Genomic DNA, 20,513 nt, shown 5'->3' with positions numbered 1-20,513 from the left:
GGCGTGGTCGACGTTCACGACATCGCGCGTGTCGATCGACGTGTGCCGTGTCGTTCGATGCGCACGCAACCGGTGCGCGTGCATCGTGCGACGTCGCACGTGTCGATCGACGCGCGTCTCGTCGCAGAACGCGCGCGACCCGCACGCCGGCCGGCCCGCCCGCCGCCCGCCGCACGCCGCACGCCGCCCGCGCTACCCCCGTCGCTGCAGGTGCGCCCGGGTGAGCTCGGCCATCTCCTCGTCGGACAGGGCGTCGACGGAGCGGGCCTCGCGGCGGTCGGTCCGCTGCCACCGGACGAAGAGCATGACGAGCACGGGCACGTCGGCGACCTCGGCGATGAACCACAGCAGGTCACCCGCCAGGTGCTGGTCGCGCAGCGGCGACGGGAACCACGGCTGCCCCACGGCCTGCACGAGCGACCCGTCGAGCACGTGGTTCGACACCCGCAGCACGATGCCGGGCACCGCGTCGAGCAGCAGCTCCACGAAGGCGAGCAGGAACTCGATCGTCACGAACGTCGAGCTCCGCAGGACCCCGGGTTCGAACAGCGGCGCGAGCAGCGTGAACCCGAGCACCGGCACGAGCACCGTGATGGCCGTCGCGCACACGCCCGACTGCCGGATCGCGGCGGACAGCGGGGTGAGCAGCACCGCGAAGAGCACCAGGCCGACGACGGGGGCGACGATCGCGTTCCCGAGCACCCGCACGGGTCGCGAGCCCATCACCCGGTCGGCGGTCGTGGACCACCGCGCCGGTCCACCGACCCGCAGGAGCGACACCGGGGCGGCGAGGGCGGCGAACGTCGGCACGGCGAAGAAGAGCAGTGCGAGCCGGAGCGTGAAGGCCCACCGGAGCTCCTGGTCGTACCGGCCGACGATGCCGAACTGCAGCACGGCGAAGAGCGCGAGCGCGGCGACGAACGAGGTCGTCCGCCAGGCCGACCACCGTGCCCCGCGTCGCCGTGCCCCCACGAGCCACCACGCGTAGGCCACGGCGGCGGTCACGAGCAGCACCGCGGCCAGGGGGTCGAGGTGCCAGGTGCTCCAGAACACGTCGGGTTCGGGCGTGGGGTGCCTCCTGGTGACGCGGTGGGACGGGCGTCGTCATCTTCCGCCCGGAGGCCCTCGGGAGCCTCCCGCGCCGGGGCCGGACCGGTGAGGATCGGCACAGGTGGTCGGTGAGCGGGTGTTCCGACACGCGCGCGTCGCGCACGTTCGGACGACGACCGTGTACGGTGGACGTTGTCTTGATCGATGCAAGAAAATCCATGCAAGCGAACCGATGCGGGAGAGGGGACGCGATGGACGCCGACGCGGATCTGCTGCGGGCCTCGGGTCTGCGGGTCACGGCACCGCGCCTCGCGGTGCTGCGCGCGTCCGCCGCGATGCCGCACGCCACCGCGGACGACATCCTCGGCGCGGTCGCGGCCGAGCTCCCCACGACGAGCCACCAGGCGGTGTACGGGGTGCTCGGCGCCCTGACCGGTGTCGGGCTCGTCCGCCGCATCGAGCCCGCCGGCAGCCCGGCGCGGTACGAACGACGCACCGGCGACAACCACCACCACGTCGTCTGCACGATGTGCGGCGCGATCGAGGACGTCGACTGCGCCGTCGGTCACGCACCCTGCCTGACGCCCTCGGAGACCCACGGCTTCGCCGTGACGACTGCCGAGGTGACCTACTGGGGCATCTGCGAGCGCTGCGCCGCCGCCGAGCGCGACGACGCCGCGGCCGTCCCCGCCTGAAGCAACCCGAGCATCCCTGACCGAACCAACCGTTCCACCTGAGGAGGAACCGTGTCCGACCAGAACACGACCGGCCCCGCCGGCACCCCCACCACCACGACCAACAGTGGCGCCCCCGTCTCGAGCGACCAGCACTCGATGGGTGTCGGCGCCGACGGCCCCCTCGCCCTGCACGACCACTACCTGGTCGAGAAGCTGGCCCAGTTCAACCGCGAGCGTGTCCCGGAGCGCGTCGTCCACGCGAAGGGCGGCGGTGCGTTCGGCACCTTCACCGTCACGAACGACGTGTCGCAGTACACCCGCGCCGCGTTCCTGCAGCCGGGCAAGCAGACCGAGATGCTCGCCCGCTTCTCGTCGGTCGCCGGCGAGCAGGGCTCCCCGGACACCTGGCGCGACCCCCGCGGCTTCGCGCTGAAGTTCTACACCGAGGAGGGCAACTACGACCTCGTCGGCAACAACACCCCCGTGTTCTTCATCCGCGACGGCATCAAGTTCCCGGACTTCATCCGCTCGCAGAAGCGCCTGTCGGGCTCGCACCTGCGCAACCACGACATGCAGTGGGACTTCTGGACCCTGTCGCCCGAGTCGGCCCACCAGGTCACGTGGCTCATGGGCGACCGGGGGCTGCCGTCGAGCTGGCGCCACATGGACGGCTTCAGCTCGCACACCTACCAGTGGATCAACGCAGAGGGCGAGCGCTTCTGGGTGAAGTACCACTTCGAGACGCAGCAGGGCCACAAGACCCTGACGCAGGAGGACGCCGACCGCATCGCCGGTGAGGACGCGGACTTCCACATCCGCGACCTCTTCGAGGCGATCGAGCGCCGTGACTTCCCGAAGTGGGTCCTCAAGGTGCAGGTCATGCCGTACGAGGACGCCGCGAGCTACCGCTTCAACCCGTTCGACCTGACGAAGGTGTGGCCGCACGCGGACTACCCGCTCATCGAGGTCGGCACGATGGAGCTGAACCGCAACCCGGAGAACTACTTCGCGCAGATCGAGCAGGCCGCGTTCGCGCCGTCGAACTTCGTGCCCGGCATCGCGGCGAGCCCCGACAAGATGCTCCTCGCGCGCATCTTCAGCTACGCGGACGCCCAGCGCTACCGCGTCGGCACGAACCACGCGCAGCTGCCGGTGAACGCCCCGAAGAACGAGGTCCACTCGTACTCGAAGGACGGCGCCATGCGCTTCGACTTCCAGAAGGCCGAGGTGCCGGTGTACGCGCCGAACACCCAGGGCGGTGCCCACGCCGACCCGAACGCCACGGACGACGTGCCCGGCTGGGAGTCCGACGGTGCCCTGCAGCGCGCGGCCGCGACGCTGCACCCGGAGGACGACGACTTCGGCCAGGCCGGCACGCTCTACCGCGAGGTCCTCGACGACGCCGCCCGCGAGCGCCTGGTCGGCAACATCGCCGGGCACGTCTCGAAGGTGACGCGAGACGACCTGCTCGAGCGCGTGTTCGCCTACTGGACGAACGTCGACGCCGACCTGGGTGCGCGCGTGCGCGCCGCGGTCGCGCCGAGCGCGCCGGGTTCGAACGAGGACCCGGAGAAGGTCGCCGTCGAGGCGTAGTCGCGACCACGAGACGGACGGGAGGCCCGGTGCCAGCTGGCACCGGGCCTCCCGTCCGTCGTCCGGTCGGTCCTAGACCTGCTGGCCGTTGAGCATGATGGGCCCGGCCGGCCAGTCCTCGAGCCGGGCCTCGATCGGCAGGACCATCCAGCCGCCCTGCTCGGTCTCGGTCACGCCGGCGCCGTCCGCGGTGAAGGCCGAGAAGGTGCCGACGGCGCCCTCGAGCTCGTGCCAGCCGCAGCGTGCGTAGAAGGGGACGCGGTCCTCGCCGGTGCCGAGGAAGCCGAACGGCACGCGGAGCCCCTCGAGGACGGCGCGCGTCCGGACGAGCAACTCGCGCCCGACGCCCGTGCCCTGCAGCGACGGCGACACCGCGACGATGCCGGTGTCGCCGACCAGGACGTCCTCACCGCCGACGGTGACGTACATCCGGCGGATGCCGAGGTGCGCGAGGACGACGCCGTCCGCACCCCACCCGATCACCCGTCGTTCGGGCTGCATCCCGGCGTAGTCCCGGCCGCCCACGTACCAGTGCGACCAGTCCGGGAACGCCTGCCCCAGCATCGCCGCGATCGCCTCGTGGTCGGGGAGCGTCAGCGCGCTCTCCTCGACCACCTCCCACCGGATGTCTTCGCTCACGCGCCCATCCTGCCGGTTCCGTCTGCGCAGCGGTGGCCCGAGGCTCGGCCAGGCGGACAGTTTCGCGTCTGCTCGACCACGAAAGTGTCCGCGGAGCCGAGCCTCGGCGCAGCCGCCCCTGCCCGTGCCGGGTCAGCCGCGACCGGGCGCGGTCACCTCGATGCGGTTCGCCCACGGGTCCTCGAACGCCACGGTCCGGCCGTCGTCTGCGGTCTGCACGCCGGTGTCGTGCATGCGGGACACGAGCGCGCCGAGGTCGTCCGCGCCGGGGACCTCGATCCGGACCAGCCCGAGGCCGAGCCCGAGCTGCCGACGCCCCGCACCGCGGGAGTTCCACGTGTTCATCGCCATGTGGTGGTGGTAGCCGCCCGCACTGACGAACAGCGCCTGGTCACCCATGGCCGCGGTGGTCGCGAAGCCGAGCCGGTCGACGTAGAACGCCCTCGCGGTGGCGACGTCCCCGACCGACAGGTGCACGTGGCCGACCCGCCCCGGGCGCGACGCTGCGGACTCCAGCGCCGAGGACGTCAGGTGCTCCTGCACGAACGCGTTCGGGTCGACGTAGATCGTGGCCATGTCGACCATGCCGTGCGTCCACGACCACTCGGTGCGGTCGCGGTCCCAGTACAGCTCGACGCCGTTGCCCTCGGGGTCCTGGAAGTAGAACGCGTTGCTCACGAGGTGGTCGGCGCTGCCCGTGAAGGTCCGCGGGTACCGCGTCGCGACGGAGTACAGCGCCGCCGCCAGGTCGGCCTGCGTGTCGAACAGGATCGCGGTGTGGAACAGTCCGGCCTCGTGCGGGGACGCGTGCCGCATCGCCGGGGCGTGCTCGAGCACCACGATCGGCGTCGCGCCGCGGCCGAGCACCGCGGTGCCGCCGTCGTTCGTCAGGACCTGCAGCCCGACGCCGTCCCGGTAGTAGGCGACCATCGTGTCGAGGTCGGCGACCCGGAGCGTGACGGCGCCCATCCCGGTGTCCGCGGCGAGGAGGTCCTGCGTGTGCATGTCACCAGTGTGCGCCCGAATGGTTGACGCGTCAACCAAATGGGTCATCGCGCTACTTCGCGCTGAACCCGCCGTCCGTCTTCAGCAGCTGCCCGTTCACCCACCCGCCGTCCGGACCGAGCAGGAACCCGACCAGGGCGGCGGTGTCCGTCGGCATCGAGGGCCGTCCGAGCGGCGTCTGTGCGACCGCGGCCGCGCGGATCTCGTCGGTCATCCACCCGGTGTCGTTCGGTCCCGGGTTGACCAGGTTCGCGCTCACCCGTACGTCGCCGAGCTCGAGCGCTGCCCCGACGATCAACCGGTCGAGTGCGCCCTTGCTCGTGCCGTACGGCAGGTTGAAGCCGACGTGGTCGCTCGTCAGCGCGACGACGCGACGACGGTCCTCCGGCGCGGCCGCGCCCTCGCGGAGGCGTCTGGCGTACGCCTGCACGACCAGGAACGGCGCGCGGACGTTCACGGCCAGGTGCCGGTCCATCGACTCGACCGTCGTGGTCGCGAAGTCCGAGTCGACCGACTCGCAGTGCGACAGCACCACCGCGGTCACGGGCACGCCCGCCTCCGCCTCGGCTCGGCCCACGAGTGCGGCCGCCTGCTCCGCGTCGGCCAGGTCGACCGGGAGGCGCGTCACGCTTGCCCCCGCACGCTCGGCCTCGGCGACGACCGCGTCCACCCCGTCGGGGTCGGCCGCGCCGTGCACGCGTTCGTCGTACGGGCCCCACCACGACAGGGCGAGGTCCCACCCGTCGGATGCGAGTCGCGACGCGATCGCAGCGCCGATGCCGGCGTGCCGACCGACGCCGGTCACCAGGGCGAGGGGTCGGCTGGTGAGCGGTCCGTGGGTCATGGGTCGTGCCTCCCGTCCGTGCGACGCGACCGTGCGCCGACCCGCCCAGGATGGCACCGCACCCGGTGTCCGGTCGGCGGTACGCGCCGCAGCAGGGCCAGGATGGGAGGATGCCTCGTTCCCGCCCGCCCGTCCGGCCCCGTGAGCGGCGCGGCCGACCCGACCTGTCGACGTTCCCGGTCGAGCGCCTGCGCGACCGGTTGTCGTCGTACATCTACGGCAACATCACCGTGCTCGCCGTCGCCATCGCGGTGGACCCGGAGGCGATCCGGCACGGTTCGGCCGTGCTCACGGTCCTGGCGACCGCCGTGCTGACCTACCTGGCGCACGTGCTGTCGCACCTCGTCGCGCACGCCGTCGGCGACAGCGGGGACGACGAGGAACACCGGGAGACGTTCGGCGCGATCGTCCGCGACGCGAACCCCATCGCGACGTCCGGCCTGATCCCCGCCGTGCTCTACGCCGCCGCCTGGGTCGGCTGGCTGCCCGCGCCGTGGGCGCAGACCGCTGCGATCGTCATCCTCGTGGTGCGCATCGGCCTGGTCGGGGTGTTCCTGCAGCGCTTCAGCGGACGGCGGCCGTCGTTCCTCGGGCTGTGGGGCGGTGTCGTCCTGGCCGCCGTCGCCTTCGCGATCGGGCTCGTGAAGGTGGTGCTGACGCATTGAGTGGGACGCCGACCGAGCGGGAGCGTCCGCAGCGGTCCGGGTGGCGGTTCGTCCGTGACCTGGCGATCATCGTCGTCGTTGCGCTGCTGGCGTCCTTCCTGGTCAAGGCCTACCTCGTGCGCGCGTTCTCGATCCCGTCCGGGTCGATGGAGCGCACGCTCCTGGTCGGCGACCGGATCCTGGTGAACGAGCTCGTCCCCGGTGTGGTGCCGCTGCGGCGGGGCGACGTCGTGGTGTTCCGGGACCCCGGCGGGTGGCTCCGGGCGGACCAGGGCGACGACCTCGTCAAGCGCGTGGTCGGCCTGCCGGGCGACACCGTCTCGTGCTGCGATGACCGGGGACGGCTCTCCGTGAACGGGTACGCGGTCGACGAGCCGTACGTCGTGCGTGCGCCGGGGTCCGACCGGGTGGCGGCCGAGGACTTCTCGGTCCGGGTGCCGGCCGGGCGCATCTGGGTGATGGGCGACAACCGGTACGACTCGGCGGACTCGCGCGTGCACGGCACCGTCCCGTCGGACGACGTCGTCGGTCGGGCGTTCGTCGTCACGTGGCCGGTCGACCACTGGAGCGTCCTCGGCCGGTACGCGGACGAGTGGGACCGGGTGCCCGACGCCCGCTGACCGGCGGTGCCCACCCGGAGGGCGGAGCCGGTCGTCAGCAGGGCCGGGCCGTCAGCAGCCGGTGGTCGTGAGGGTCACCCGTGCGACGTCCTCGCCGGAGACCGTCGTCCGCACCGGGCACAGGTCCCCCGCCCGCACCGTGACGTCGCCGAGCGGCACCCCCGCGAAGTCCGCCGTGCCGCCCGGGAACACGCGCTGGTGCTCCGAGAGCTTCCCCGTCGCCGCGAAGACCTTCACCTCGTACGGGTGGTCGGCGGCGTCCCGGGACACCGTCACGGCGATCTGTCCGGTCGAGTCGTGCGCGCCGCAGCCGGTCAGCGAGACGGCGCCGAGCACGACGACGGCGAGGGCGAGCAGGGGGCGGCGGAGCACGACGACCAGGCTACGCCGCGCCGCGGCGTCCTCCGTACTGGGGACGGGCGCGATCCCGGCGGACCGGTAGCGTTGGACCATGTACCAGGGGACCTCACCGACCTCCACCGGCACCTCGGCCCAGGCCGTCCGTCGCGCCGCACTCGTCGCCGCGCTCGACGTCGTCGACGGCGGGCCCGAGGAGCGCTTCGAGCGGATCACCCGCATCGCTCGGGAGGCCTTCGGGGTCTCCGGTTCCTTCCTCAACATCGCGGGCGCCGAGGTCCTGACGATCAAGTCGCAGCAGAGCGACGCAGTGTACGGCCCGACCATCCCGCTCGAGGACACCTTCTGCGGTCGCACGCTCGACCAGCTCGGGCCCGTGGTCGTGCCGGACGCGCGCGCCGACGCCCGGTACGCCGACATGCCGATGGTCGTCGAGGACCCGAACGTCCGCTTCTACGCCGGGGTGCCGCTCCGCGTCGGCGAGGACCAAGTCAAGGTCGGCACGCTCTGCCTGGTCGACCCGCAGCCGCGCACGCTCGACGACGACGACGTCGCCCTGCTCGAGGAGCTCGGCGTCTGGGCGGAGCGCGAGCTCGCCACGGGTGCCGACGAGGACCGGCTGCGCGGCGTCCTCGCCGGGCTGCAGCCCCTGCCGGTCGAGGTCCCCGGGTACCGCCTCGGCGGGATGTCCGTCCCGCACGGCGTCGTGTCCGGCGACCTGCACGAGTGGCACCTGTCCGGCACCGCGCTGCACCTGACCATCGCGGACGTGATGGGCAAGGGCATGGCGGCCGGACTGCTCGCCGCGACGATCCGCGGAGCCCTGCTCGCACGTCCCGACGAGGACCCCGAGCGGGTGGTGGCCGCCCTCGACGAGCAGGTCGCGCCGGACCTCGGTCGCGCCGAGTCCTTCTCGACGATGTTCACCGGCCGCCTCGACCCCGCGTCCGGGCAGCTCGACTTCGTGGACGCCGGTCACGGCCTGGTGCTGCAGATGCGGGCGGACGGTGCCGAGCGCACGTTGCTCTCGAGTGACCTGCCGATCGGGCTGCACCCGGCTGGGCTGTCCCGGTCGACGGGGTCGCTCGTGCTCGAGCCCGGCGACGTGCTCGTGCTGGTCAGCGACGGCGCGCTCGAGCTCTGGGACTCGACGCTCACGTCGCTCTCGCGCCTCGGGGCGCTCTGGCGGCAGGAGCCGGACATCGACGCGTTCCTCGCCCGGGTGCGCGCCCGCGCGCTCGAGCACGACCCGGGGGACGACCTGACGGTCGTGGTCCTGGCACGCGACTGACGGCCGTCACGACGGCAGCGGACGGACGGGAGGCCCGTGGCGGCGTCGCCACGGGCCTCCCGTCCGTCCGGTGGTCGCCGCTCAGGCGCCCAGGCGCTCGATCAGTTCGGCGTACCGTGCCGCGGTGCGCTCGACGATCTCCGGCGGCAGCACCGGCGGGGTGCCCTGCCGGTCCCAGTGCGCGGTGAGCCAGTCGCGGACGATCTGCTTGTCGAACGAGTCGGTGCGGCCGCCGGAGCGGGCGTCCCAGTAGCGGCTCGAGTCGCTCGTCAGGACCTCGTCGGCGATCCGGATCGTGCCGTCGGCGTCGCGGCCGAACTCGAACTTCGTGTCCGCGATGACGACGTCGTGCTCCCGCGCGATCGCGGCCGCCTCGGCGTAGACGCGGAGGGACAGGTCGCGGAGCGCCTCGGCGTCCGCGCGGCCGACGAGCTCGACGGTCTGCTCGAAGGAGATGTTCTCGTCGTGCTCGCCCTGCGGGGCCTTGTACGCCGGCGTGTAGATCGGCTCGGGGAGCCGGTCGCCCTCGGACAGCCCCGCGGGGAGCGGGACGCCACAGACGCTGCTCGTCTCGCGGTACTCCGCCCAGCCGCTGCCGACGAGGTACCCGCGGACGACGCACTCGACGGGGAACATGTCGAGCGGCAGCACGTGCATCGACCGGGCCGCCACCGACGCGGGCACCGGGGTACCGCCGCCGGCGGGGTCGACGAGGTGGTTCGGGACGTCGGCGATCCGGTCGAACCAGAAGCGCGACAGCCGGGTGAGGAGCTCGCCCTTGCCCGGGATCGGCGGCTCGAGCGCGAAGTCGTAGGCGCTGACGCGGTCGGAGGCGACGAGGAGCAGCTCGGTGGCGCTCGCGACGTCGGCCGTGCCCTCGGGCACGTAGAGCTCGCGGACCTTGCCCGACGACACGTGCCGCCAGCCCGGCAGCTCCGGAGCGGCGGTCACCGGGCGACCTTCGCGGCGATGTCGGTGCGGTACTGCGCGCCCTCGAGCGTGATGTCGGCGATGCCCGCGTAGGCGCGCTCGCGGGCCTCGGCGAAGTCGGAGCCGGTACCGACGACGCTGAGCACCCGGCCCCCGGTCGCGACGAGGTCGCCGTCGAGGACCGCCGTGGCGGCGTGCGCGACGGAGACGCCCTCGCGGGCGTTCGCGGCGTCGACCCCGGTGATGACGCGCCCGGTCCGCGGGTTCTCCGGGTAGCCCTCGCTCGCGAGCACCACGGTGACCGCGACGTCGGCGCTGAAGGTCGGCTCGGGGGCGCCGGCGAGTTGCCCGGTCGCGGCGGCGGTCAGCAGCGCGCTGAGCGGCGTCGTGAGACGGGGGAGCACCACCTGGGTCTCCGGGTCGCCGAAGCGGGCGTTGAACTCGATGACCCGCACGCCCTGCTCGGTGACGATGAGCCCGCAGTAGAGGAGCCCGACGAACGGGGTGCCCTCGTGCTCCAGCCGGCGGACCGTGGGGAGCGCGACGAGCTCGGTGACCTCGGCGACGAAGGCCTGCTCGGACTCCCACCGGTCGGTGAGCCACGGCAGCGGCGAGTAGGCGCCCATGCCCCCGGTGTTCGGCCCGGTGTCGCCGTCGCCGAGGCGCTTGTGGTCCTGCGCGGGGCTGAGCGCGCGGACGTCGTGCCCGTCGCTGAGGAAGAACAGCGAGACCTCTTCGCCGTCGAGGAACTCCTCGACCACGACGGGTCCGTGCTGCAGCCAGTAGGTGGCGTGGTCGACCGCGGCCTGACGGTCCTCGGTCACCAGGACGCCCTTGCCCGCGGCGAGCCCGTCGGCCTTCACCACGTACGGGGCGCCGAGCTCGTCGATCGCGGCGACCGCCTGCTCGACGGTGCCGGCGGGGAGGGGACGGCCGGTCGGCACGCCGGCCTCGGCCATGATCCGCTTCGCGAACGCCTTCGAGCCCTCGAGCTGCGCGGCCGCGCCGCTCGGCCCGAAGACGGGGATGCCCCGGGTGCGCAGGGGGTCGGCGACACCGGCGATGAGCGGGGCCTCGGGGCCGACGACCACGAGCTCGATGCCGTTCTCGATCGCGTACTCCGCGACGAGGGGGCCGTTCGTCGGGTCGAGCGACACCGTCTCCACGTCGGCGGCGATGCCGGCGTTGCCCGGGGCCACCGTGATGACGTGTCCGGCTCCTTCCGCGAGGAGGGCCGTGGTGATCGCGTGCTCGCGGGCACCGGAACCGAGGACGAGGATTCGCACGCGATCACCCTACCGACGTCGACACGCCGCTCGCGATGCGACGGTTAGCCTGGGGACATGCCGCCGAAGAGGATCGAGGACGCCGACGGTCTCGCCGCTCTCGCCGCGGTGCAGGGCGGGTCGACGCTCCGGACCGCCGTCGCGACCGCGGTGCGGTGGACGCTCCAGCGACTGGCCGACGACGTGCCGGGCAACAGCGTCGAGGTGCGGGTGCCGCCCTTCGCGGCCGTGCAGGCCGTGCCGGGTCCACGGCACACCCGTGGGACCCCGCCGAACGTCGTCGAGACGGACGCGACCACGTGGCTGGCGCTCGCCACCGGAGTGCTCCGGTGGGACGACGCGGTGGCGCAGTCCCGGGTCAGTGCGTCCGGGTCACGAGCGGACCTGGCGGCGTTCCTGCCCGTCCGTACGACTGCCTGACGCTCGCACGGCCGCCTGACGCCCTCGGGCCGACCGGCGGAGCGCGACTGGCCGACCGCTGCGGGGTAGGTAGGTCCTACCGATGTGGTGGACACGAGCCCCTGCGTAACGTGGGTGTCGCCGGGATTCGGACCCGACCCGAACGGGTCCGAACCCGGCGACAGGGTCAAAGGTACGCGACATGTGCCGTCGTCTGTCAACCGTTCCGGCGAGTCGTGGCGCAGATTGCAACGTCCTTGCGTGGTCGACGACGTGATTCCGTACCGGGGTGGAACGTCTTCCGGCAGTCAGCGGTCGGAGCGCAGCGGTCCGCCGAGCATCTCGGCCAGCTCGGACCGCGCGTGCACGTCCCACTTCGCGAACACCCGCGACATGTGCGCGTCGATCGTCCGGACCGACAGGCCGAGCGACTCCGCGATGCGCCGGTTGCTCAGCCCGCTCGCGGCGAGCTCGGCGACCTCGTGCTCCCGGTTCGTCAGCGGCGGGCGCACGTGCCCGGCCGAGACGGCCATGCCGTGCGAAGCCAGGACGCCCTGCGCGGCGATGATCCGCACGCGGTCCCCGGACCGGACGGCGTCGGCGTACGCGACGATCGCGTGCGCCAGGGGACCGTCGACGCGGGCGGCGGCACCGCGCATCCGCGCGAGCGACGCCGAGGTGTCGCGCCCGGTCACCATGTCGTTCGCGTAGTGCAGCGTCTGGGCGTACATGACGGGCAACCACGCCCCGCTCGCCGTCGACCGCTCGGTGATCTCGTCGGCGTGCCGGAGCCCGGCCGGGTTGCCGAGGACGGACTCCGCCCACGCGATCGACACCGCGACCTGCTCGCCGAGGATCCGCATCGCCCGGAGCGGGGTGGTCCGGGCGCGCTCGAGCGCCGCGGTCGCACCCTCGGCGTCGCCGGAGTACGCCAGCGACAACGCCAGCCGCGCCCACGGGTAGGCGGCGAAGCCCCCGTGGTCGGCGACGTCGTACCGCTCGCAGGCGGCCGAGAACGCCGTGACCGCGTCCGCCCACCGGCGCTGCCCGATCGCCTGGTTGCCGACGCCGATGAGCTCGAGCGTGAAGTCGTACTTCAGGAAGGGGCTCGACCGCCGGACGGGGATCTCCGTGAGCAGGTCGGCGATGTCCCCGCGCCACACCTGCACCTGGTGCAGGACCGAGACGATCTCGCCGACGCTCCAGGGCGCCTCCTCGACGTGCTCGACGGCGGTCGCGAGGGAGCGCTTCGCCAGGACGGTGGCGTCCTCGAGCCGACCGGCGGTGGCCAGCGCCGTCACCGCGCAGGGGGCGACGCAGAGGAAGGACACCGGGACGGTCGGCTGCTCGAGCACCCGGGAGCGCTCGATCTCCGCGCGGACCTCGGTGAAGCGCCCGCCCCAGCCCAGGTGCGCGAGCCGCAGCAGCCGCAGCCGCTCGGCGGTCGCGGCGTCGACCAGGGGCATCGCCGCGTCGGTCAGCGCGACCGCCGCGTCGACGTCGTCGTCGTGGAACTGCCGGATGTTGGCCAGGGTCTCGCACGCCTCGACGATCGCGGCGTCGTCCACCTCGGTCGACCGCCCGGTCGCGATGCCCCAAGCCGCCTCGGCGTCGCACCGGCCGGCCTCGCGCCCGGTGCTGTACGAGTGCGCGAGCGACCGCAGGCAGTGCACCGTCACCCGTTCGGTGGCGGTCAGCGCGGTTCGGAGCGCGGCGGACGCGAGCGTCACGCCGCTCTCGTGCTCCTGCAGCCGCACCGCGACCTGGGTGGCGTCGATCAGCTGCCCGACCGGCGGCAGGACGCCGCACTCGAGCGACCACAGCGCCGCACGCAGACGGGCGGCGGGCGGCGCGCCCTCGGGACGGGTGGTGCGGAAGGCGTTCGCGCGGGCGAAGAGGGTGGTCCGTCGGGCGACCGGCACGAGGCCGCGGACGACCTCGCCCACGAGCGGGTGCGACGGCCGGACGACGGTGGTGCCGTCCTCCGTCGAGTCGACGGCGACCAGGCCGAGCGCGACGACGCGGTCGACGTCCCCGCCGGAGACCATGCCGAGCAGCCGGGCCAGGGGGATCGGGTCGGCGAGGGCCACGATGTCGACGACGTCGCGGAGGTCCTCGGGCAGCGCGCCGAGCTCGGTCCGGTACATGTCCGCCAGGCTGTTCGACGCCGTGATGCGACCGCGCCAGTACCACCCGGACGCGGTCTGTTCGAGCGCGCCGGACGCCAGCGCCGCACGGACGACCTCGCGCAGGTACAGCGGGTTGCCCGCGGTCGCCCGGTGCACCCGTTCGGTCGAGGCCGTCTCGAGCTGGGCACCGAGCGCCCGGGCCACGACCTCACCGGTCTCGTGCAGGTCGAGCGGGGCGAGGTCGATGCGTTCGAGCAGGTCGTCCTGCCACAGCGCGCGGAGCGCTTCCGGCAGTGCGGTGAAGTCGCGGCAGGTCAGCACGAGCCGAGCGCCCTGGTCGCGGACCAGCCAAGCGACGTAGCGGGCGGAGACGGCGTCGAGGTGGTCTGCGTCGTCGACCCGGAGCACGACGTCACGGTCCGACAGGTCGTCGACCTCCCGCAGGCGCTGCGCGGCGCCCGCGTCGTCGACCAGGTCGGCGAGACCGGCGGGCAGGTCGCCGAAGCGGTCGGCGACGGCGCTGAACGGCATCGTCCGACCGGACGCCACGGCGGTGATCGGCACGACGACCGTCCGACCCGAGGCGTCGCGACGTGCCACCCGGTCGGTCACCCTCTCGGCCGTGGACGTCTTCCCGAGACCGGGCGCACCGACGAGCGCGACGCTCCACCGGTGCTCGGCGACGACGGACACGGCGCGGTCCTCCTCGCGACGCTGCACGATCGTCCACATCACGCGTCCGGGCGCGGCGGGACGACGACGGCCGTTGATCGACTGTTCGCGCACCCCGTCACCTCCCGTTCGTGGTCGCCCGCACGTCCCCGGTCGAGCGGGTCCGGTGTCCGGGCTCGCACATCGTCCTCGACCGGGCGACCGGCACCCGACGCGCTGCGCGCAGTGGATACCGGCCGGTCGTCACATCTTGCACCGTCGCGCACGGGGATGAACAGGCCGGAGCACGTCCCACAGTGGGGGACAATGGGACGGTGAGCGACACCGACCGACCCGAGGACCGCCCGGCACCGACCCCGGCTGCGGCACCGACTCCGGCACCGGCGCCGAACGCCGTCGAGTCACCGGACGAGGTCACCATCCGCCGTGCGCCGAAGTTCGGCGTGTTCATCCTCGGCGGTGCGGTGCTCGGGTTCCTCGCGACCCTCGTGATCGTGACGCTCACCATGGACATCGACCGCGGCGACCAGCAGGACGCGTCCTTCGGCACGCTCGTCGGCTACTTCTCGCTCTGGGGCGTCACCATCGGTGCGTTCGCCGGCGCCCTCGCCGCGATCGTCCTCGACCGGGTCCTCGCCCGTCGCGCCGCTCGCCTGACGGCGGAGCGGGTCGCGGTGGAGCCCGCGGAGGAGACGGTCGACGGCGAGGTCGAGGACCAGGGCGACGCGACCGGACCCGTGGAGCGCACCGACCGCTGACGGTCGCCACCAGCAGACGGACGGGAGGCTCCCCACCAGCTGGTGGGGAGCCTCCCGTCCGTCGCGTGGTCGCCGGGGCGACGCCGCTCAGCTGAGCTGGTTCGCCTCCACCCAGGCGAGGTACTCCGGGCTGACCGTGCCGGTCACGTACTCGCCCGTGAAGCAGCTCATCTCGAGGTCGGTGACGTCCGAGCCCTCGATGATCGCGTCGCGCATGTCGGCGACCTCCTGGTAGATGAGGTGGTCGCTGCCGAGCACGCGGTTGATCTCCGGGATCTTCCGGTCGTGGGCGATGAGCTCCGCACGCGTCGGCATGTTGATGCCGTAGACGTGCGGGTACCGGACCGGGGGAGCGGCGCTCGTGAACGTGACCTCGTTCGCTCCGGCCGCGCGGGCCATCTCGACGATCTCGCGGCTCGTGGTGCCGCGGACGATCGAGTCGTCGACGATGAGGATGTTCTTGCCCTTGAACTCCGACGACATGGCGTTGAGCTTCTGCCGGACCGAGCGCTTGCGCTCCGCCTGCCCCGGCATGATGAACGTGCGGCCGACGTAGCGGTTCTTGAAGAAGCCCTCGCGGTAGTCGATGCCGAGCTTCTGCGCGACCTGCATCGCCGCGGGGCGCGACGAGTCCGGGATCGGCATCACGACGTCGATGTCGCCCGTGGGGGCGTACTGCGCGATCGTGTCCGCCAGGCGGTTGCCGAGGCGGAGGCGGGCGTCGTAGACCGAGATGCCGTTCATCACCGAGTCGGGCCGGGCGAGGTAGACGTACTCGAACGAGCACGGCACCAGGCGCGGGTCCTTCGCGCACTGCCGGGCGTGCATCTGGCCGTTCATCTCGATGAACACGGCCTCACCGGGGGCGATGTCGCGGACGATCTCGTAGCCGCCGGACTCGAGCACGAGCGACTCGCTCGCGACGACCCACTCGGGCTGGCCGGCCTCGTCGAACTTGTGCCCGAGGATGAGCGGACGGATGCCGTACGGGTCACGGAACGCCAGCAGGCCGTGGCCCGCGATGGTCGCGATCGTGGCGTAGGAGCCCTCGACGCGCTCGTGCACGCGCTCGACGGCGTCGAACACCTGACCGGCGTCGAGCTCGCTGCCGCGGACCTGGCCCTGCAGCTCGTGCGCCAGGACGTTGACGAGCAGCTCGGTGTCGCTCGTCGTGTTGAGGTGCCGACGGTCGATGTCGAAGAGCTCACGGGTGAGCTCCCGCGTGTTCGTGAGGTTGCCGTTGTGCACCAGGACGATGCCGTACGGCGCGTTCACGTAGAAGGGCTGGGCCTCTTCCTCGTTGCTCGCGGCACCCTTCGTGGCGTACCGGACGTGGCCGAGGCCCATGGTGCCGAGCAGGGCCCGCATGTCACGGGTGCGGAAGGACTCCCGCACGTGGCCGCGCGTCTTGTGCATGTGGTGGACGCGACCCTCGACCGTGGCGATGCCCGTCGAGTCCTGACCCCGGTGCTGCAGGAGCAACAGGGCGTCGTAGATGGATTGGTTGACGGGCCCCTGCGCAACGAGGCCGACGATGCCGCACATTCGCGGTGTGCTCCAGACCGTAGGATCGGGTGGTACCGAACAAGTCTGCCACGCCCCGCGGAGGACCACGCATGCCGAACCCGTACGCAGCCGCCGGCGTCGACACCGCAGCCGGTGACCTGGCCGTCGAACTCATGAAGTCCGCCGTCTCGGCGACGCACAACGCCTCGGTGCTCGGGGGTGTGGGCGGCTTCGCGGGGCTCTACGACGTCTCGTTCCTGCGCGAGTTCTCACGGCCGTTGCTCGCCACGTCCACCGACGGCGTCGGCACCAAGGTCGCGATCGCGCAGGCGATCGACAAGCACGACACGATCGGGCAGGACCTGGTCGGCATGGTCGTCGACGACATCGTCGTGGTCGGTGCGAAGCCGCTCTTCATGACGGACTACATCGCGTGCGGCCGGGTCGTGCCGAACCGCATCGCCGACATCGTCGCGGGCATCGCCCGGGGCTGCTCGGCGACAGGCACGGCGCTCGTCGGCGGGGAGACCGCGGAGCACCCGGGGCTGCTCGGCCCGGACGACTACGACGTGGCGGGTGCCGCCACCGGCGTCGTCGAGGCGGACCGGCAGCTCGGGGCGCACCTGGTGGAGGACGGCGACGTCGTCGTGGCGATCGAGTCCTCAGGGCTGCACTCGAACGGCTACTCGCTCGTCCGGCACATCCTGGCCGGCAAGGGTGTCGGGTACACCGACCAGCTGCCGGAGTTCGGCACCGGGGTCTCCGTCGGCGAGGCCCTGCTCGAGCCGACCCGCCTCTACACGTCGCCGTTGCTCGCCCTGCTCGACGCGCGTCCCGGTGTCGTGCACTCGCTCTCGCACGTGACCGGTGGCGGCATCGCGGCGAACCTGGCGCGAGTGCTGCCCGTCGGCACCTGGGTCGAGGTCGACCGCACGACGTGGACGCCCCCGTCGGTGTTCCGGGTGCTCGCGTCGATGGCGGGCACGCCGATCGAGGAGACCGAGGGCACGTGGAACCTCGGCATCGGGATGTTCGCGGTCGTCGCGGCCTCGGCGGCGTCCGACGTGCTCGGGGACCTGCGTGCCGCGGGGCTGCCCGCGTGGACGGTCGGCACGGTGTCGACCTCGGCGCGGGACCTCGACGGGTTCGAGCAGGGCGCCAAGGGTGTCGACGGGGGCGCGGTACGGCTCGTCGGCGCCTACGCCGGCTGACGCGGGGCGGTCCGGCGCGGGGGCTGACGCTGCCCGCGCTCGGCGCCATGCGCCGAGGTTCCGCAATCCTGCACTCTCGCGCTGCCACGCCTGCGGTCGTGGGACCTCGGTGATCCGCGCGCGGCGAGTCGTGCGACCTCGGCGTCCGGGACCGCGCGGGTCGCTCGACCGGAGCCGCCGCGCCCGCCGGCGCCCTGCCGAGCGGGCAGGACGTGCCGCTCGACCGGAGCCGCCGGTCCCGCTGTCGCGCTGCCGAGTGGGCAGGACGGGCTGCTCACGTTCGTCGAGCGTGCACGATCGGTCGCCCGGCGGCGCCGAGTGTGACGGATGTTGCACGCTCGCCAGGGCGGACCTGGCCCGGAGGCGCTGATCGTGGACGCTCGGGCGCGACGCTGCCGGAGCCGGAGCCGGAGCCGGTGTCGCGGGCGCCGCAGCCGCCGTCGCCCCTGCCGAGTGGGCAGGACGTGCCGCTCACGTTCTCCGAGCGCGCGTGATCAGTCGCCAGGCGGCGCCGAGCGTGACGGATCGTGCACGCTCAGCACGCCGCACGCCGCACGCCGCACTCGGCACGCAGCACGACCGCACCGCCGCCCGCGCACACGGAAACGCCGCGCGGCCCCACGGGGCGCGCGGCGTCGACGATGTGGGTCAGGCGGACTTGTTCTGGTCCTGCTGGGTCTCGAAGTCGTCCTCGTCGTCGCCGGGTTCCTCACCGTACTGGTCAGCCCAGCGGTCGACGTAGGAGTTCTCGTCCGAGTGTTGCCCGGCGGAGAGCTCTCGCTCGAGCGCACCGTAGTTCGTCTCCGGACTGAAGTACTTCAGCTCCCGGGCGACCTTGGTGTGCTTTGCCTTCTGACGGCCGCGCCCCATGCGTGACCCCCTCGTGATCGGCTCTGGTCCGGTCCTGGCGGGTGCAGGGTTGCCACCCGGGGAACCGAACGATTCGTGGTTTGAAATCTGCCGATAACTCTACCATGTACCCCGTTCCCGACTCGGCCACCGGCGTCCCCCGGAGATCGACCGGGGGAGCACCGAAGACCTGATCAGGACTCAGGCGGGCAGGGGCTCGGGGACGCCGCGCTTGCGACGCGAGGAGCGCAGCACCAGGGCGTCGATCGAGAAGCGCCCCGGTCCGGTCAGGGCCACGGCGAGCGAGGCCACGGCGAGCACGAGCACGTACTCGAAGCCGCCGTCCTGGGCGAAGAACCCGGCGGTCGTGTGTGCGAGGAGGCCCGCGACGACCATGTCGACCGCGAGGAGCAGGCCGACGACCCGGGTCGCGACGCCGAGCACGAGCAGGACGCCACCGACGAGTTCGAGGCCGGCGACGACGGGGGCCGCCACCTCGGCGAGCGGGACGCCCATGCCGGCGAAGCCCTGGGCGACGCCGGGGATGCCCTGGGCGAACTTCTGGGCGCCGTGGGCGATGAACACCACGCCCAGGACGATGCGGAGCGCGGTCAGGCCGATGGAGGTCGATGTCGTTCGCATGCGGCAGACGCTAACCGGTGACGCGTCATCGACCAGGGTGGTTCGGAGGACTGCCCGGACTTCGCCAGGACTCCCTCAGGCTGTGGTCCACCGAACGGCGGACCGCCACGCAGCACCGGTCCGCCGAACGACGGACCGGTGCCCGGTCGGGACGGACTCAGGAGTCGGTGCCGCGCCCGGTCTCCTGCTGCAGACGCTCGATGTTCTCCGACGCCTCGGCCTTGTTGAGGTCGGCGGGGAGCTCCTCGCCGGCCTCGCGGGCCAGGGTGTCGAGGTAGCTGCGCTGCGGGCCGGTCATCGGCTCGTCGCCGGTCACCCACTGCGAGGGGTCCTTGCTGGCCGTCGTCGAGGGGTCGGGACGTTCCCCACCGAGGGTCTCGCCCTGGTGCCCGGCGTCCGGGGTCTGCTGCTGCTCTGCATCACTCATGGCGCCGAACCTACGCGCGGGGTCGGACACTGCACGCAGCGTGCCCGTCCCCCGGATCCAGAGCCGAGCACCCCGCACCCCGGGTCAAGCGGGCGGGACCGGCGTGCCGGTGTACCGCACCAGGTCCGGCCCGATGCCGCTCGCGGCGATCGGCACCTCGTCGTCGCCGCGCCGCAGCCACACGGTCGCGGCGCGCTCGTCGATCCGCACCACCTCGTGCAGGGTGCCGTCGATCAGCACCGCGGCACGGACGTCCACCGCACCGGTCGTGGGTCGCGGCGGCAGCCCGACCACGTCGGCGTCGTACGCGGCGTACCGGCCGGGGGAGAGGAACGGTGACACCGGGGTGGTGACGACCTCGAGCCCGTCCGCGACGTCCCGGACCGCGACGAGCCGGACGGCCTGGTCGGTCGGCAGGGGGACGTCGACGACCGGCGCGTCGGCGGGACCGGCCAGTGCGCGGAAGGCGGGCCGGCCGTCGGGGGCGAGCCGCGCCTCCAGGCCGTCGATCCGGACGCGACCGCGGCCACGCGAGTCGGCGTACAGGCCCGGCTCGAGGCCGGAGCGCCGCGCCTCGAGCCGGGACACGACCACGCGGTCCGGCCGGTACCAGTCGCGGAGGGTCGCCGGGTCCACCCAGCCGATGCTCGGCACGCCGCGGGTCAGGTCGTCGCCGTCGGCGGCAGGTCGTTCGTCGAGCGCGCCGATCGGGTGCTCCCCGCGCACGGCGACGAGGCCCGCGTACGGTCCGGCGGCGGGCGGCTCGTGGTCGAGCACCTCGACGCGCTTCGACACCTTGCCGCCGTGGCCGTCGAACGTCGCGAAGGTGCGCAGGTCGGAGATCGTCATGTCGCCGACGATGCTACGACCGTCTGCCCGGGTCGGCCCAGGCGGGCGGGGACGACGGGCAGCAACGGGTGCAGCGGACGGGAGGCGCGCATCGCCTCCACCCGTCCGCTGCGG

The 20,513-nt window shown here is 72.9% G+C and carries 21 protein-coding genes; 8 read left to right on the top strand and 13 right to left on the bottom strand.

What is annotated here, in order from left to right:
- Positions 1 to 192 precede the first annotated feature (192 nt).
- On the bottom strand, positions 193 to 1,053 hold the full coding sequence (locus AB0N84_RS06835; protein WP_363544601.1) for a cytochrome c oxidase assembly protein: 861 nt from the start codon (positions 1,051 to 1,053) through the stop codon (positions 193 to 195).
- Positions 1,054 to 1,301: 248 nt separating this feature from the next.
- Here AB0N84_RS06835 and AB0N84_RS06830 point away from each other — a divergent pair, with 248 nt between their 5' ends.
- Both AB0N84_RS06830 and AB0N84_RS06825 read left to right on the top strand, forming a co-directional pair.
- Entirely contained in the window at positions 1,302 to 1,745 is a 444-nt protein-coding gene (locus tag AB0N84_RS06830; protein ID WP_182047447.1) for a Fur family transcriptional regulator, read from the top strand.
- A 51-nt stretch (positions 1,746 to 1,796) separates the two neighbouring features.
- Entirely contained in the window at positions 1,797 to 3,320 is a 1,524-nt protein-coding gene (locus AB0N84_RS06825; protein WP_363544598.1) for a catalase, read from the top strand.
- A 72-nt stretch (positions 3,321 to 3,392) separates the two neighbouring features.
- Here AB0N84_RS06825 and AB0N84_RS06820 read toward each other — a convergent pair whose 3' ends face one another.
- The 3 genes from AB0N84_RS06820 to AB0N84_RS06810 all read right to left on the bottom strand — a co-directional run bounded on the left by AB0N84_RS06820 (position 3,393) and on the right by AB0N84_RS06810 (position 5,808).
- Entirely contained in the window at positions 3,393 to 3,959 is a 567-nt protein-coding gene (locus AB0N84_RS06820) for a GNAT family N-acetyltransferase (RefSeq protein ID WP_363544596.1), read from the bottom strand.
- 132 nt (positions 3,960 to 4,091) lie between these two features.
- Complete coding sequence (locus AB0N84_RS06815; RefSeq protein ID WP_363544594.1) at positions 4,092 to 4,964, bottom strand: VOC family protein; 873 nt, start codon at positions 4,962 to 4,964, stop codon at positions 4,092 to 4,094.
- Positions 4,965 to 5,016: 52 nt separating this feature from the next.
- Positions 5,017 to 5,808 carry an SDR family oxidoreductase gene (locus AB0N84_RS06810; protein ID WP_363544592.1) on the bottom strand — a complete coding sequence of 264 codons (792 nt, stop codon included), beginning with the start codon at positions 5,806 to 5,808 and terminating at the stop codon, positions 5,017 to 5,019.
- A 110-nt stretch (positions 5,809 to 5,918) separates the two neighbouring features.
- Here AB0N84_RS06810 and AB0N84_RS06805 point away from each other — a divergent pair, with 110 nt between their 5' ends.
- Together AB0N84_RS06805 and lepB are read left to right on the top strand one after the other, a co-directional pair.
- Positions 5,919 to 6,473, top strand: coding sequence for a hypothetical protein (locus AB0N84_RS06805; protein ID WP_182047443.1), 555 nt, complete (start codon positions 5,919 to 5,921; stop codon positions 6,471 to 6,473).
- Positions 6,470 to 7,093 (top strand): signal peptidase I, encoded by a 624-nt coding sequence (gene lepB, locus AB0N84_RS06800; protein WP_363544590.1) that lies wholly within the window; start codon positions 6,470 to 6,472, stop codon positions 7,091 to 7,093. The genes AB0N84_RS06805 and lepB overlap by 4 nt, the downstream gene beginning before the upstream one ends.
- A gap of 51 nt (positions 7,094 to 7,144) precedes the next feature.
- Here the strand turns inward: lepB and AB0N84_RS06795 are convergent, their stop codons facing one another.
- On the bottom strand, positions 7,145 to 7,465 hold the full coding sequence (locus tag AB0N84_RS06795) for a hypothetical protein (RefSeq protein WP_141718912.1): 321 nt from the start codon (positions 7,463 to 7,465) through the stop codon (positions 7,145 to 7,147).
- A 79-nt stretch (positions 7,466 to 7,544) separates the two neighbouring features.
- On the opposite strand from AB0N84_RS06795, the gene AB0N84_RS06790 reads away from it, so the two are divergent.
- Complete coding sequence (locus AB0N84_RS06790) at positions 7,545 to 8,741, top strand: GAF domain-containing SpoIIE family protein phosphatase (RefSeq protein WP_363544588.1); 1,197 nt, start codon at positions 7,545 to 7,547, stop codon at positions 8,739 to 8,741.
- A gap of 81 nt (positions 8,742 to 8,822) precedes the next feature.
- Here the strand turns inward: AB0N84_RS06790 and AB0N84_RS06785 are convergent, their stop codons facing one another.
- Positions 8,823 to 9,692 (bottom strand): phosphoribosylaminoimidazolesuccinocarboxamide synthase, encoded by an 870-nt coding sequence (locus AB0N84_RS06785; RefSeq protein ID WP_182047440.1) that lies wholly within the window; start codon positions 9,690 to 9,692, stop codon positions 8,823 to 8,825.
- Entirely contained in the window at positions 9,689 to 10,957 is a 1,269-nt protein-coding gene (gene purD, locus AB0N84_RS06780; RefSeq protein ID WP_182047439.1) for a phosphoribosylamine--glycine ligase, read from the bottom strand. Before purD ends, AB0N84_RS06785 begins: the two co-directional genes overlap by 4 nt.
- A gap of 57 nt (positions 10,958 to 11,014) precedes the next feature.
- On the opposite strand from purD, the gene AB0N84_RS06775 reads away from it, so the two are divergent.
- Positions 11,015 to 11,377, top strand: a complete 363-nt coding sequence (locus AB0N84_RS06775; protein WP_182047438.1) for a sterol carrier family protein — start codon at positions 11,015 to 11,017, stop codon at positions 11,375 to 11,377.
- A gap of 287 nt (positions 11,378 to 11,664) precedes the next feature.
- Here the strand turns inward: AB0N84_RS06775 and AB0N84_RS06770 are convergent, their stop codons facing one another.
- Positions 11,665 to 14,271, bottom strand: coding sequence for a LuxR C-terminal-related transcriptional regulator (locus tag AB0N84_RS06770; RefSeq protein ID WP_363544586.1), 2,607 nt, complete (start codon positions 14,269 to 14,271; stop codon positions 11,665 to 11,667).
- A 200-nt stretch (positions 14,272 to 14,471) separates the two neighbouring features.
- Between AB0N84_RS06770 and AB0N84_RS06765 the strand changes: the two genes are divergently transcribed.
- Positions 14,472 to 14,915, top strand: coding sequence for a hypothetical protein (locus AB0N84_RS06765; RefSeq protein ID WP_363544584.1), 444 nt, complete (start codon positions 14,472 to 14,474; stop codon positions 14,913 to 14,915).
- A gap of 87 nt (positions 14,916 to 15,002) precedes the next feature.
- On the opposite strand, the gene purF is transcribed toward AB0N84_RS06765, so the two are convergent.
- On the bottom strand, positions 15,003 to 16,460 hold the full coding sequence (purF, locus tag AB0N84_RS06760) for an amidophosphoribosyltransferase (protein WP_069712441.1): 1,458 nt from the start codon (positions 16,458 to 16,460) through the stop codon (positions 15,003 to 15,005).
- A 71-nt stretch (positions 16,461 to 16,531) separates the two neighbouring features.
- Between purF and purM the strand changes: the two genes are divergently transcribed.
- On the top strand, positions 16,532 to 17,632 hold the full coding sequence (gene purM, locus AB0N84_RS06755) for a phosphoribosylformylglycinamidine cyclo-ligase (RefSeq protein WP_363544582.1): 1,101 nt from the start codon (positions 16,532 to 16,534) through the stop codon (positions 17,630 to 17,632).
- Between the two features lie 648 nt (positions 17,633 to 18,280).
- Here purM and AB0N84_RS06750 read toward each other — a convergent pair.
- The 4 genes from AB0N84_RS06750 to AB0N84_RS06735 form a co-directional block, all read right to left on the bottom strand.
- Positions 18,281 to 18,502 (bottom strand): DUF3073 domain-containing protein, encoded by a 222-nt coding sequence (locus AB0N84_RS06750; RefSeq protein ID WP_069712443.1) that lies wholly within the window; start codon positions 18,500 to 18,502, stop codon positions 18,281 to 18,283.
- A 180-nt stretch (positions 18,503 to 18,682) separates the two neighbouring features.
- Complete coding sequence (locus AB0N84_RS06745) at positions 18,683 to 19,123, bottom strand: DoxX family protein (RefSeq protein WP_363544580.1); 441 nt, start codon at positions 19,121 to 19,123, stop codon at positions 18,683 to 18,685.
- 157 nt (positions 19,124 to 19,280) lie between these two features.
- Positions 19,281 to 19,550, bottom strand: a complete 270-nt coding sequence (locus AB0N84_RS06740; protein WP_289459412.1) for a DUF3072 domain-containing protein — start codon at positions 19,548 to 19,550, stop codon at positions 19,281 to 19,283.
- Between the two features lie 84 nt (positions 19,551 to 19,634).
- Positions 19,635 to 20,399, bottom strand: coding sequence for a hypothetical protein (locus tag AB0N84_RS06735; RefSeq protein WP_069712446.1), 765 nt, complete (start codon positions 20,397 to 20,399; stop codon positions 19,635 to 19,637).
- Positions 20,400 to 20,513 lie beyond the last annotated feature (114 nt).

Source organism: Curtobacterium sp. NPDC089185 (assembly GCF_040685235.1).
GTDB classification, from domain to species: Bacteria; Actinomycetota; Actinomycetes; order Actinomycetales; family Microbacteriaceae; genus Curtobacterium; species Curtobacterium citri.
The sequence above is the reverse complement of the archived record's forward strand: the minus strand, read 5'-3'. Positions and strand labels throughout refer to the sequence as shown.